A 13,791-nucleotide genomic window follows, 5' to 3' on the forward strand; every position below is an offset into this window, starting at 1 on the left:
AGAAGTGCAGATGAGTTGATATCTCGCCTGAGCGCCGGCAGGGTTGAAGTAGCTCTGAACTGCCACTTTATCTCCTCTCATCATTGGCGTGCCAAAATACACCTGCTCATTCTCTTGACCGACGCCCTCTCTAGCCCCGATAAATGCAACTCATGGGCAACGTGGCTCAGAGAGGACACCGCACATGAGACCCCTACGCCTCGCCGGACTCGCCAAGGCACTCGCGGCCGGAGTCGTCGTCTTCGCGACGGTTCTGCCGGCCCAGCCGGCGCAAGCGGCCACGACGAACTTCTACGTCGACCCGACGGGTGGCAACGACAGCAACTCCGGCACCAGCACCACCGCTGCTTTCAGGACCATCCAGGCGGCCCAGGCCGCCGTCCGCGCCGCGAACACCAACATGTCCAGCGACATCGTCGTGAACCTGCGCGGCGGCACCTACAACCTCACGAGCCCGATCACCCTGGGCACGAGCGACTCCGGCACGAACGGCCACACCGTCGTCTACCAGGCCTACAACGGCGAGACGCCCGTCATCAGCGGCGGCCGGACGATCACCGGATGGACCGCCGCCGGAAACGGCGAGTACAAGGCGTCGGTGGGCAGCCTCAACTTCCGTCAGTTGTACGTCAACGGAGTGTGCGCCACCCGAGCCCGGTACCCCGACCTCGGCTCGGACTTCCAGCTCCAGGGCAGCGACAAGACCAACAAGCTGCTGCAGGTGCTCAGTTCGCAGATCTCCAACTGGAGCAACCTCAGCCAGACCGAGATGGTCCTCGAGCTGCAGTGGGCGGAGAACTACCTGCGGCTGAAGTCGTTCACCACCGCGGGCGGCACCGCCAACGTCTCCATCCAGGATCACGAGGCCGGCATCCTCTTCCAGCGGCCCTTCCCGGTCCTGTCCAGCGGCTCCCCGCTGCACTTCGAGAACGCCCACGAGTTCCTCAACGAGCCGGGCGAGTTCTACGTCGACACGGCAGCGCAGACGGTGTACTACAAGCCGCGCTCCGGCGAGGACATGTCCACCGCCACCGTGCAGGCACCCACCCTGCCGACGCTCGTGGAAGTCAAGGGCACCAGCCTCGACGCCCCGGTCCACGACCTGCGCTTCTCCGGCATCACCTTCGCCCAGACCACCTGGATGGAAGCGACCGACAACGGTCTGCTCAACGGCCAGGGCGGCAACTTCAACCTCTCTGCCGATCCCTCCAACCACCAGTACGTCGACCGTCCGCCGGCCGGAGTCCACGTCGCGGACGCCGACCGCGTCTCCTTCACCGGGAACACCTTCACGCAGATGGGGTCCACCGCCCTCGACCTGCACCACGGCGTCCACGACAGCAGCGTGACCGGCAACGTCGTGTACGACATCTCCGGCAACGGCATCATGGTGGGCAAGTTCTCCGACCCCACGGTCGAGTACCACACCATCTACAACCCGCCCACGTCCCCGGCGGGTGAGGACGCCCGCGAGGTCGTCAAGAACGTCACCGTCAACGACAACCTGATCACACGGATCGGCGAGGACTACCTGGGCACCGCCGGCATCAACGCGGGCTTCGTCAACAGCACCACCATCAACCACAACGACATCAGCGACGCCCCGTGGGCCGGCATATCGCTGGGCTGGGGCTGGCAGTCCGCGGCCAACGCCGAGGGCAACAACAGCATCAGCTACAACCGGATCGGCAACGTCGTGAACCGGCTGTGCGACACCGCCGGCATCTACCACCTCTCCAACGACCCGGGAACCGTCATGAACGGCAACTACGTTCACGACGTGGTCCGGGGCCCGGCCGCCTGCGGGTCCGCAGTGGCGGGCCTCTACCTGGACGAGGGCTCCAACAACATGAGTCTGTCCAACAACGTGTTGTCGCACACGGACGGTTTCATCAACCAGAACGTCAACGGCGGCAATGTGACGCTGTCCGGCAACGCGACCTCGGGCACCTCGGTGATCCAGGCCTCCGGACTGGAGCCCGCCTACCAGTCCTTGGAGGCGAGGCTCAACCTTGCCTACAACAAGCCCGCGACCGCGTCCACGGTCCTGAACTCGAGTGTGGCGGCCTCCAAGGGCAACGACAACGACAGCTCCACCGGGTGGTCGCCGACCGGGACGGACACCTCGGCCTGGTGGCAGGTCGACCTCGGCCAGGCCTACCAGCTCGGCCAGTACTCCCTGACGATGCGCCAGGACATCGACCAGCCCGAGACGCGCGCCAACTTCGAGATCCGCGCCTCGAACGACCCGTCGTTCGCCACCTACACCGTGTTGGGCCGCCAGGGCGCCACGACACTGCCGATGGCCTCCACGCTGACGGGGAACATCGACGTCCGCCAGAAGTTCCGTTACGTCCGGGTCGCCAATACCGACGGCGCCTACTTCTTCTTCTCCGACTTCAGCGTGCAGCAGGCCGGCGGTGCGCTGGAGGATGCGACCGGCACGCCGAACGTCAACCCGTCGACGTACTACACCATCAAGAACGTCAACAGCGGCCAGCTGGCCGACGTCTACCAGGCCTCCACCGCCGACGGCGCGAGCGTCGTCCAGTGGCCGGCCAACGGCGGCACCAACCAGCAGTGGAACATCGTCCAGGTCAGCGGCCAGCTCTACAAGATTGTCAACAGAAACAGCGGCAAGGTCCTCGATATCAACGGCGCAACTCACTACAGAGGGACCGATCTTCGGCAGTACACCTACAACGGCGGCAACAACCAGCTCTGGTACTTCGAGCCGACCAGCGGCGGATACGGCATCCGGAACTTCGAGACCAAGCAGGTCCTGGAGGTGGGCGCCGGCTCGACGGCCAACGGTGCGGCCATCGACCAGTGGATGGCGCTGAACCAGTCTCACCAGGCGTGGACGATCCAGTGACCCGGATGACGCGATAAGGCTCAGAAGACGGCAGGACCGGAATGCATCGGCTGAGCGGCTTCCGCAAGCTGGATGGTGCAGCGAGTGACTCGTATCCCCGTTGTTGGCAACCGGTGTGGCAAAGAACCTTGATGACGTGCTCCGTCAACGTGTCCGCTTCCTGTACGAACACCACTCGGGACCCGATAAACGCCCCAGGGACATCCCGTGAGGCCACACAGAAGTACCCCAATGGGCAGAGCCGACCTGGTGACCTTGTGCTCGGCCATGAGCTGTGGCACCTGAACGCCGGCCACCGCGGACACCCTCAACGGAACCGCCGTCTCCGCACGCTCCAGGCCGTCGCCGCCGTGGGAGCTGCCGCGCCACGCCGGACCGGCCGTACCGATCTTGACCGGCTCAGCACCAACGCGGCCCCGCCCGTCGCCGGCAGCGTCGGCGGCCTCATCGGACTCGGCTTCATCCTGCCGCATGCCGGCGAGCGCATGTCCCGCCGGAGGTCCGCCCGCCGCGAATAAGGCGCTCCGGCGCCCCGGGCCCGCGCAGTCAAGACGTACCGTCGGCCTGCGACCTCCTGACGCAAGAAACGAGCGTGACCTCATGAACACCCCCACCAGCGCAGCCAGTCACCATTCCCCCCGCCGCGCTGTCATCATCGGCGGAGGCCTCACCGCTATGCTCACGGCGCACGTGCTGTCGAAGCACACCGACGTCGTCCTTGTCGAGCGTGACACGCTGCCGGAGCAGCCAGAGGACCGCAAAGGCCTTCCCCAGGCCCACCACGTGCACATCCTGTGGTCCGGCGGAGCAGAAGCCATCGACACACTCGTGCCCGACACCCTCAAAGACCTCGAAGCGGCGGGCGGCCGCCGCATACCGCTGACCACCGGTATGGTCGCTCTCAGCCCGAAGGGCTGGTTCCGACGCTGGCACGAAAGCCACTACGCCATCGCCTGCCACCGCAACCTCCTCGACTGGGTGGTCCGCCGCCGAGTCCTCGGCGCCGAGAACAGCGCCGTCACGGTCCTGCAGAACACCACCGTGCTCGGCCTCACCGGCAACGCGGACACGGTCACCGGTGTCGAGATCAGCCGGGCGGGCGGCGAGACGGAGACGCTCTCGGCCGACCTGGTCATCGACGCGAGCGGCAAGGGCTCCCAAGCGCCCGCCTGGCTCAGGACCCTCGGGGCGCCCGAACCCATGTCACGTGAAGTCGATTCCGGGCTCGTCTACGCCAGCCGCCTCTACCAAGCTCCGTCCGGTCTCCCCGAGTCCTGGCCCGTCATCAATGTGCAGGCCGACCCGCGCGGACGCGGTCCCGGTCAGGCTGGCGTCATCGTGCCCATCGAAGACGGACGCTGGCTCGTCACCCTCTCCGGCACCCGCGGCGGACAACCCACCGGCGACGAGGACGCCTTCGTCGACTTCGCCCTCGGCCTGCGCCACCCCATCGTCGGCGAACTGATCAAAAAGGCGAACCCGCTCGGCCCGGTCCGCGTCACCCGCATGACAGCCAACCGGCGACGCTTCTACGAAAAGACAGCCCTGCCCGAGAACTTCCTCGTGCTCGGCGACGCGGTAGCCGCCTACAACCCGACGTACGGCCACGGCATGTCAGTGGCGGCCCAGAGCGCGCAGGCACTGGACAACATGATCCGGCGTCACGGCTGGCTCACCCCCGGTCTGACCAAGCGCGCACAGAAGGCGGTCGCCCAGCGCGTCAACGTCGCCTGGACATTCGCGACAGGCACGGACGTCTTCTATCCGGGCGCGACCGATCGCGGCCCCACAGCAAGCGAGCGAGCGGCCGCACGTTTCGTGGACCGCCTCACCCTCACCGCCACCGGATCCGGCCGCATGGCCCGAGACCTCACCGACGTGATGACCCTCGAGAAAGGCCCGGAACGACTGTTCAGCCCGCGCACCCTCATCGCAGCCGTACGGGGGCCCTTGAAGCCTCCACTCACCGCCCCGCCGCTGAGTCCCGAGGAGCGCCAGGCCATCGACTCCGCCTGACCAAGACCGTTCCTGTCGCACTGGGCATACCGGCAGGGCCCCGTACGGGGTGATGTGCGGGGCACCCCGCGGCGCCTCCTCGCAGTCCGGCGCACGCAAGACACCTCCCGCCGGGCCGCGGCGGCCGCCGTCATTGCTCACGGGGTTGCGCGAACGCCTTCGTGTTCGACGCCCAGCTGCTCGATGGCCGAGGCCATGTGCGCGTGCAGGACCTCCAGTGCTGCCGCCGCGTCCGCGCGGGCGATCGCGTCGGCGATGGGGGAGTGGGAGGTCGCGGCCATGGCCACGTCACGCCGCTCGCCGGCAGCGCTCATGATCACCGCGCGCATCGGTCCCTCGAGCTGTCGCCAGGTCTCGAGGAGGATCGAGTTGCCGGAGAGCTCACACAGAAGATGGTGAAAGCCGAGGTCGGCTTCGACCTTCACGGTCAGGTCCGCCCCTGACGCGAACGCGTCGTGGAGCTTCTCCAGGGCCCCTCGCAGCGCTTCGGCTGCCTCCTGTCGGTGCGGTGACGCGATGATCTGTGCCACTGCGAGTCCCTCCAGAGCTTCGCGGACCTGGAAGAGCTCGCGGACCTCTGTCGGCGTCAGCTGGGACACGCGCAGCATGCCGCGCGCCCCCGCGGTGACGAGCCCCTCCTGCTGGAGGTGGCGCAGGGCCTCCCGGCCCTGCCGGATGAGTTCCTCGCCGTGGGCGCCCCGCCGACGCTCCACGACCGCTACGGCCTGTCCGCCGCGGTGATCAAGGAACGCGTCCGCCGTGAACTGTGAGGCCCGCCCGAGGGCCCGCGCACGGCACTCGCCTCCCTTCTCCTTCTCACCCTCAGGAGCACCGCATGACCCGCCAGCACACGGTCCGCACCGCCCGTGTCACCGGCGCGGGCTCCCGACGCGGCATCGGGCGCGCCACCGCGCACGCCCCGGCAGCCGCCGGACACCACATCGTCGTCCTCGACCACGAGCACCGAGGACAGGCACCGCCGACCACGATCACGTCCCACTCCGAGCGATCCGGACCCACCGCTGCTGTCCTGGGAACCATCCGTTCGTCCTTCCGCCGAGAAGGGCCGACCGCCGGGCGGGTGAGGTGTCAGAGATCCAGGACGACGTCCTGCGCGGGTCTGCTGCAGCAGATGAGGATGTTCCCGTCGCCCGGCGGCTCGACCGGCTCCGGGGAGTAGTCCACGGTCCCGGACATCATGGCGAGCTCACACGTGTGGCAGACGCCCGTGCGGCACGACCACTGGACCGGGACGTCGCATGCTTCCGCGAGTTCCAGCAGGGAGTTCTGGTCGTCGTTCCACGGGACGGTCAGTCCGCTGCGGGCGAAGGAGACGGAGGGACCGGTGCCCGGGGCGCCGTCCGGCCGGTGCGGCGCCCTCGCCACGGGCGGGGACTTGATCCCCGGAGTGAGGGAGGGGCCGCCGCTGAAGTTCTCGGTGTGCACGCGGGAGGGCCGCAGGCCGGCCCTGACCAGTGCGTCGGTCATGCCGTCCATGAAGGCCGCCGGCCCGCAGACGTAGGCGTCGGCATCGGTGGGCAGGCCCAGAGAGAGGATCCGCTCGGCGGAGATGCGGCCTGCTTCCGCGTAGTCCTTGCCGCGCTCGTCGGCGGGATCGGGCCTGCTGTAGTAGACGACCGACCGTGCGTCGGCCAGGAGTGCCACCAGGTCACGCACCTCCTGGGCGAAGGGATGCTCACGGCCGTTGCGGGCGGCATGCAGCCACCACACCTGCCTGCGGGAGGAGGTGTCCGCCAGTGAGTGCAGCATGGCCAGTACAGGGGTCGCCCCGATGCCGGCGGACACCAGCACGACCGGAGTGTCACCACCGGCGAGGCAGAAGGTGCCGCGCGGTGCGGCGAACTCCAGGCTGTCGCCCGCCCGCACGTGCGTACGCATGTAGGTGCTCGCCAGGCCGTGCGGTTCCACCTTCACACTGATCCGGTACGTACCCGTGCCGGGTACGCCCGACAGCGAGTAGCTGCGGATCAGGGAAGTGCCGTCCTCGGCCGTGCGCATCCTCACGGTCAGGAACTGTCCCGGCAGCGCGGCGGGCAGGGCGGAGCCGTCGGCCGCGGCCAGACGCAGGGAGATCACGTCGTCGCTCTCGGGGCGGACGTCCGTGACCGTCAGAGGGCGGAAGCCGCGCCATGCCGGGGGCGGGACGCCTGCCGCGGCGGTGAGGCCGGCGCTGCCGGACGACGTGGTCGCGCCCTGGTCGGCCTGTTCGAGCAGGGCGCGCATCGAGCCCTGCCAGCCGGGACTGAGAGCGGGTATGCGCAGGGCTCGGCGCACCTGCTCGGGGGTGTGACCGGAGAGGTAGAGGACGGAGTCGATCTCCTCGACGGTCATGGCTTCCGGACCGGTGGAGACCTTGACGATCTGCTGCCCGGCCTCCACCTCGCCCTCTTCGATGACACGCAGATAGAAGCCGGGGCGATGGTGGGCCACCAGCAGCGCCGCCATGCGCGGCTCCCTCAGGCGCATGCCGACCCGGTAGCAGGTCACCCGGGGCTGCGAGACCTCCAGAAGGGCTTCGCCGACCCGGTACCGGTCGCCGATGCACACCTCGTCGTCGGGGAGCCCGTCGACCGTGAAGTTCTCCCCGAAGCTGCCCGGCGTCAGGTCGTCCCGGCCCAGTTTCTCGGACCAGAAGCGATAGGAGTCGAGTTGGTAGACCAGCACCGCCCGCATTTCCCCGCCGTGTCCGCCCAGGTCACCCTGACCGTCACCGTCGATGTTCAGCCGCCGCACCATCCTCGGCCCCGACACGGGCTGCTTGTGCACCCCGGTGTACACGGTCCTGCCGTGCCAGGACACGTCCTTCGGCATCCCCACGTTGACGGAGATCAAGGTGGCCACCGCTCGCCCTCCTCGTCCATCCTCAGCCGGTCACACGGCCGAGGAATCCGTGGATCCAACCGCTGGTTGGGTCCAAGTGCGTTTCCCGGGCGAAATGACCGGCCGGGAGCAGATGGACTTCGGCAGCGGGCAGATCGTGCCAGTTGTCCGGACTGACCAGGCTCGCGTCCCCGGCTCCGTGCTCGTACTGCCGGCGCGTGGTCCCGGGGCTGAACCTCGCCCGCGCGCCGGGTTCGGTGTCGGGACCGGGTGATGTCGCGTACGAGCACGTACGAGAACAGATCGTCCCAGAAGGGTTCGGCGAAGCCCTGGGGGCCCACGCAGAAGCGGAACGGTCGGGGCTTCCGCGGTCCGGTGATGCGTGGGGAGCACGACGGCCTCCGGTGGTCACCCCGAGCGACGATGTTCTCTGCTCCACCGCCCGAATTGTCCGATTTCACACTAGACCCGGCCGCCGACGAGAGCCACCTCCGCGCTGGCGGTCGTCCTGGACGGGGCGCAGCCTGGAATGAACGGGACGCATTGCCGCCGACGAGTCGACGGCGAACACACGGTCATGCTCGGGCGGTTCATGCGCCTGGCCAAGAGCACCGGCCGAACCTACGACATGCCTGGCGCCAAGCAATGGCGGGTTCGGCCCCCCTCACCAGAGCGCTGTGCTGGCCCCCACGCCGCCGACGCGGTGCCGTCCACAGCCTCCCGGCTACCGCCCCAGCGGGTCGCGACGACCGCGATGGGCGGCATGGGCCGCTCCTACGACGGTGCCTACGCCCAGCACGTGACCGTCCCCGCCGGGCAGGGGCATCCCGTTCGAGACCGGCCCGCCGAACGCCGGAACCGACCGAAGCGACCCTGCCGCACTCCGAGGAGGAACCCGCCCGCCACTCGCCGACCGCCTGCGCCCCCACACGGCTGGAGGTCGCGCCACACCGAGGACGGGTTCGGCTATCCCCCGGTCCGTGGGGTGAGGGTGGCTCGACGGGAGCGGTGAAGGAGGGGAGGCGAAGACGAAGGCGGATGAGGTTGCCGACCGTGGGCAGCGGAGAAAGCCGCTGATGCCGAAGCAGCCGGAGTAATCGGGCATGTGAGCCAAGGGTGACGGCCCCCCGTTTGGCCGGTCAGGGCCTTTCCGCGCCGTCAGACTCCTAGAAGGAAAAGCTCAGTTGGGGCGTGCGTATGGGTGAGACGGGGCTGGGTGTGACGGAGCGTGGCGTCCATCGCCCACGCGCGGCGACGGGGGACCGGCCGGGTGGGCGACAGTACGGCGACGAGCAGCGGCGGGACGACGGGCCGACGCGTCCGGTGCCGCGGCACGTAGCCTGCGTGATGGACGGCAACGGCCGCTGGGCGCAACGGCGTTCGCTTCCACGAACGGCGGGCCATCGGGCTGCGGAGACCACCGTCATCGACATCATCGAGGCGGCACGGGCGGCCGGAGTCGAGTGGCTCAGCCTGTACGCCTTCTCCACCGAGAACTGGAACCGTCCCGGTACCGAGGTCGACTACCTGATGCGTTTGGTCCGCCGGGTGGTGCGCAAGCACGCGCCGCTGCTGCTCGCCCGTGGCATCCGCTGCCGCTTCCTCGGTGCCGCAGACCCGCGCATCCCCCGTGAACTGGCCCAGGACTTCGACGATCTGGCGACGCTGACCGCCGACAACCGGGGGATGACGCTCACCGTCGCCTTCGACCACGGCGGACGCCGGGACATCGTCGAGGCCGCCAGGTCGCTGATTCGCAGCGGGACACCCGCCGATGACGTGACGGAGCGGCTCTTCGCGAGCCACTTGCCCTTCCCCGACACCCCCGACGTCGACCTCGTCATCCGCACCTCCGGCGAGCAGCGCATCTCCAACTTCATGCTCTGGCAGGTCGCCTACGCCGAATGGGTCTTTCCCGAGGTGCTCTGGCCGGACTTCCGGGCCCCTGACTTCCTCGCCTGCCTGCACAGCTACCGGCGCCGTGACCGCCGCTTCGGCGGCGTGCCGCCCCAGACGAACGGAGACCCGTCATGACGACCGGAACCACGGGAACGGCCGACGAAGCACCCCTGTTCGGCCCGGAATCGCAGTTCCGCGCCTTTTTCGACGACCCACGCTGGGCGCTGGCCATGATCCGCGCCACCGTGCTGGAGGCCGCCCACCCGCAGATCGGCGCCGCCCTCGCCGACAACTCCACCTTCGTCGCCCACCCCTGGCGTCGGCTGCGCAACACCTTCCTCAGCATGCGGCGCATGTTCGACGGCGACCCAGCCGTACGAGAACGGGAGGCCGCCCGACTCAACAGGCTGCACGCCCGCATGAGCGGCTCCGACTCCCGCGGCCGCGCCTACGACGCCATGGACCGCGCGACCCGCGCCTGGGTGGTCGCCACCCTCTACGAGAGCGCCGTCACCATGTGCCGACTGAGCGGTCAGCCGCTCGGCCAGGACACCATGGAGCGCATGTACGCCGAGTACCGCGCGTTCCTCGCCGCGCTCGACGGCGATGCCGGAGAACTCCCCGAGGACCTGAACGACTTCTGGCGGTACTTCGACAAGGTTGTCGAGGACGAGCTGGAGAACACCGAGGCGGCCCGCATCATCCTCTACCGGCTCTTCGACCACCTGCCCGCCCCGGCACTGCTGGACGGCGTGCCGACACTGTGGGCGGCCGGCCGGGCCGTCGTCGGTCCGCTTCTCGGCGCGATCACCGTCGCCTCGCTTCCCGAGCCCTACCGGCGCAGGGCCGGCCTGCCCGAGATGCCCGGCGCCCCGACCCTCATGCAGGGTGCCTACCTCGCCGCCGGGCTCACCCGTTTCCTGCCCGAGGGCTGGATCAATGCCGAAACCATCATCGAGACCCTCTCCCTCTCGCCCGACAGCGACGACCCCCGTGCCCGGACCGTGACCGCGCTGCGCGCCCGCATGAGGCGGGCATCGGCCCTTCTCCGCCTCCTCACGCCACGCAGCGGTGACATCGGCCCCGACCCTGACCCGGCTACCTCGTCGACCACGGGAGAGGGCCGGCGCTCGGCGGAGGAGTTCTTCCGTCAGGTGCTGGACCAGACCGGCGACGGCCACCTCGACTGGCCTGACCTCGCCGCCATGGCACGCGAACTGGCCACCCGCCTTGACCTGGACGAACCCGAGGAGACCCGGCTCTACGACGCCTTCGCCGCCTGGTGGCGCGAGCTCCAGGCCGCCCTCGACACGGACGGCGACGGCCGTGTCAGCGCCGACGAGTACGCCGCCGCCGTACCCTCTCTCGCCGGTCCCGCGCTCATCCGCGTCGCCGAGGTGCTCTTCGACGCCGCCGACAAGGACGGCAGCGGGACGATCAACGCGGACGAACACCGGGCGCTCTTCCGCACCGCCTTCCACCGTGACCTCACCCTCACCGACAGCACCTACGGCCGCAGCGCCTTCGTCGGCGACTTCCTTTCCTTCATGTCCGGCCGCCGCAGGAACACCGCGTACGACCCCCTTCTCGCCGACGCCTGACGCACTCGTGCCTCTGGCAGCGTCGGCAGCCAGGCGACGTGGCAGAACAGCAGTTCCGGCCTGGTGGGTGCGTCGGGCGGCGTCAGTTGCTGACATCCACGGCGAGCACGACGCGCCCGTCGGCGGCGCGCGGCAGTGGCGTGCAGGCAAGCAGCCTGCGCAGGTGGCGCGGCTCGAGCCGACCGTGACCGACCGCGCCGCGTCGGTCAGCTCGAAGAGAGCATCCGTGCGGGGCTGGAGGCAGTCGTAGAACCGGACACGAAAGTGGGACAAGACGCCCAACGCGGCGTCAGCGCACTGTTCAGCGGTGAAGCCCTCCATCAAGGGGTCAGGTGAACGGGCCAGGTCAAACGCCAGACTCAGTTGGCGAGTTCGGTTTGGCGAAGGCCGCGGAACACCGCCGGGGTCGCCCACCCGCGCAACGTGGCGTGAATCGCCGACCGGAATGCGGCCTCGGCCGTGGCGGCGTCGAGGGCCCCGGCCAGTTCGAGAGTCACCAGCCCGTGCAGGGTGACCCAGAGCGACAAGGCGATCGACGTTGCCTCGCCGACGAGAACGGACGCCGCCAATGCGCGATCGACCGCCGCGCGGAGCGGACGGATCGGGTCACTGGCACCGACCTCCCCCGACGGGTCGAAGGACTGCACGCCACCGAACAGCACCGTGTACAGGTGGCTGTGTCCGCGTCCCCAACGACGGTAGGCGACGGCCAGCGCATAGAGGTCGGCGAGAGGATCCGCGGAGGTCTTCGCCGCCGACAGGTCTTGGAACAGGCTGGCGACGACTCTGTTGCGCACCGCACCGATCAGCCCGTCCTTACCGCCGAACAGCGAGTACACCGCCGTCGTCGACGCCTCGGCAGCAGCGGCCACGGCGCGGACCGTGAGCGACTCCCGCGGACGGGTGGCAAGCATCTCGGTCGCGCCCCGGGCACGTCAGTGGGTCGGTCGCCGTAGTGGCCGGCCGGCGGACCGAGTGGCCCTCGCCCTCGTGGCCGTCCACGCCGCCTGCCTCGCGCGATCCGCCGCCTCCAAGTCGACGACCTCGACGTCGGCAACGGCCGACTGCTCGTCGACTGCCGCGTCCTACCCCTGGACGAGCTGACGCTCCCGCTCCGCACCTCGTTGGCATTGGTCCGGGCACCGGACCCGGACACGGCACGCGCCATCCTGACCCCGGACCGGTACGCCGACATCGAGCTGCACAATTGGCAGTTCGACGGGCGACCGTCATCACCCCATGACCCGAACCCACGGATACAGCGGTCTGACGCACACCAGTGCACCCGTGGGACACCTATGCCGTTCTGCCGGCGGCAGAACATCGGCCCGACCGGGCTCGACGATCACTACAGTCCAGACTTGTGGCGACGATTACGACGCGTACGGTGGAGTACCCGGCCGACGGTTTGACGATGATCGGGCACATCGCGCTCCCGGCCGGTGTCGACCGCCGGCCCGCAGTACTGCTCGGGCCGGAGGGCATGGGGCTCAGCGACGTCGAGCGCCGCCGGGCCGATGCTCTCGCCGAACTGGGGTATGTAGCGCTGGCCTTCGACCTTCACGGCGGGCGCTACGTGGGTGCCCCAGAGGAGATGCTGGCCCGTTGCATGCCACTGCTCGCTGATCCCGACCGGATGCGGCACATCGGCCACGCGGCACTCGATGAGTTGCGCACCGAACCCCGGACAGACCCCGACCGGATCGCCGCCATCGGCTACGGCACCGGGGGCGCCATCGCACTGGAGCTCGGGCGAGCCGGGGTCAACCTGCGCGCGATCGGCACAGTCAACGCAACCACCACGGGCCGACCGGGCGAGGCAGCGCGCATCCGCTGCCCGGTGTGGGCCGGGGTCGGATCGGAAGACCCGATCATGCCGCCTGCTCAACGAAACGCGTTCACCGCCGAGATGCAGGCCGCGGGCGTCGACTGGCGCCTCGCGGTCTATGGCGGCGCCTTGCACGCCTTCCACCACCCGCCGGTCGACCACCCCGTGGTCCCCGGCGTCGGCTACCACCCGCAGCACGCGCAGCGAGCCTGGCGCGACGTCATCGACCTGCTCGCAGAGTGCCTGCCGGTGACGGAGGACCGGGCGGCATGACCCGGACAAACATGCCGGCGCCAGGACAGGCCGGCGCCGGGCACTTACAGGCGGCGTCACTGTGTTGACCACGCGTAAAGCCGCATCAAGACCTACTCATTGCCCCCTTGCGTGGCTCTGACGCTGGGGGCGCCGTTGTGATCGCGGACGCCGTCCGGATGACGAAGGCGGCCAGGGCGACGGTGTAGCCGTCGGCGATCCAGGTGAGCGAGCTGTTGGTCGCCGACAGGTCGATGGCCAGGTCGGGGAGGGCGAGGTTGAGCGCGGAGACGGAGGCGACGGCCAGGACCAGTGACAGGCACATGGCGAAGAGGACTCCGCGGTGGCCGGCGCGACCGGGGGCCGGGACATGAGGAACCTGTCTCAGTCGGTGCCGGGCTGGACGAGCTTGAAGACAAGACGCGCGGCGGTGCGCTGGGCATCCCGGCGCAGGCGCACCGGGGCCGGGCGGGCTGGGC

9 protein-coding genes and 1 pseudogene are annotated in these 13,791 nt (G+C 69.3%); 6 read left to right on the forward strand and 4 right to left on the reverse strand.

Annotated features, from left to right (window positions below):
* Positions 1-184: 184 nt before the first annotated feature.
* Together ACZ3KP_RS39690 and ACZ3KP_RS39695 are read left to right on the forward strand one after the other, a co-directional pair.
* Entirely contained in the window at positions 185-2,875 is a 2,691-nt protein-coding gene (locus tag ACZ3KP_RS39690) for an RICIN domain-containing protein (protein WP_467505872.1), read from the forward strand.
* A gap of 675 nt (positions 2,876-3,550) precedes the next feature.
* On the forward strand, positions 3,551-4,891 hold the full coding sequence (locus tag ACZ3KP_RS39695) for an NAD(P)/FAD-dependent oxidoreductase (RefSeq protein WP_467505874.1): 1,341 nt from the start codon (positions 3,551-3,553) through the stop codon (positions 4,889-4,891).
* A 137-nt stretch (positions 4,892-5,028) separates the two neighbouring features.
* On the opposite strand, the gene ACZ3KP_RS39700 is transcribed toward ACZ3KP_RS39695, so the two are convergent.
* Together ACZ3KP_RS39700 and ACZ3KP_RS39705 are read right to left on the reverse strand one after the other, a co-directional pair.
* The gene (locus ACZ3KP_RS39700) at positions 5,029-5,604 is read right to left on the reverse strand and encodes a GntR family transcriptional regulator (protein WP_467505876.1); all 576 of its coding nucleotides are present in this window, start codon (positions 5,602-5,604) and stop codon (positions 5,029-5,031) included.
* A 376-nt stretch (positions 5,605-5,980) separates the two neighbouring features.
* Positions 5,981-7,753 carry an MOSC domain-containing protein gene (locus ACZ3KP_RS39705; RefSeq protein ID WP_467505878.1) on the reverse strand — a complete coding sequence of 591 codons (1,773 nt, stop codon included), beginning with the start codon at positions 7,751-7,753 and terminating at the stop codon, positions 5,981-5,983.
* A gap of 1,176 nt (positions 7,754-8,929) precedes the next feature.
* Here ACZ3KP_RS39705 and uppS point away from each other — a divergent pair.
* Entirely contained in the window at positions 8,930-9,766 is an 837-nt protein-coding gene (gene uppS, locus ACZ3KP_RS39710; protein ID WP_467505880.1) for a polyprenyl diphosphate synthase, read from the forward strand.
* Complete coding sequence (locus tag ACZ3KP_RS39715; RefSeq protein ID WP_467505882.1) at positions 9,763-11,232, forward strand: oxygenase MpaB family protein; 1,470 nt, start codon at positions 9,763-9,765, stop codon at positions 11,230-11,232. The genes uppS and ACZ3KP_RS39715 overlap by 4 nt, the downstream gene beginning before the upstream one ends.
* A 359-nt stretch (positions 11,233-11,591) precedes the next feature.
* On the opposite strand, the gene ACZ3KP_RS39720 is transcribed toward ACZ3KP_RS39715, so the two are convergent.
* Positions 11,592-12,146 carry a TetR-like C-terminal domain-containing protein gene (locus ACZ3KP_RS39720; RefSeq protein ID WP_467505884.1) on the reverse strand — a complete coding sequence of 185 codons (555 nt, stop codon included), beginning with the start codon at positions 12,144-12,146 and terminating at the stop codon, positions 11,592-11,594.
* Positions 12,147-12,359: 213 nt separating this feature from the next.
* Between ACZ3KP_RS39720 and ACZ3KP_RS39725 the strand changes: the two are divergent.
* Both ACZ3KP_RS39725 and ACZ3KP_RS39730 read left to right on the forward strand, forming a co-directional pair.
* Positions 12,360-12,464: pseudogene (locus tag ACZ3KP_RS39725) on the forward strand (YciI family protein); the annotation flags it as partial.
* Between the two features lie 131 nt (positions 12,465-12,595).
* A complete protein-coding gene (locus ACZ3KP_RS39730; RefSeq protein ID WP_467505885.1) occupies positions 12,596-13,333 on the forward strand; it encodes a dienelactone hydrolase family protein in 738 nt (245 codons plus the stop codon).
* 85 nt (positions 13,334-13,418) lie between these two features.
* On the opposite strand, the gene ACZ3KP_RS39735 is transcribed toward ACZ3KP_RS39730, so the two are convergent.
* On the reverse strand, positions 13,419-13,637 hold the full coding sequence (locus ACZ3KP_RS39735; RefSeq protein WP_467505887.1) for a hypothetical protein: 219 nt from the start codon (positions 13,635-13,637) through the stop codon (positions 13,419-13,421).
* Between the last annotated feature and the right edge of the window lie 154 nt (positions 13,638-13,791).

This window comes from Streptomyces sp. NPDC020958 (assembly GCF_055562175.1).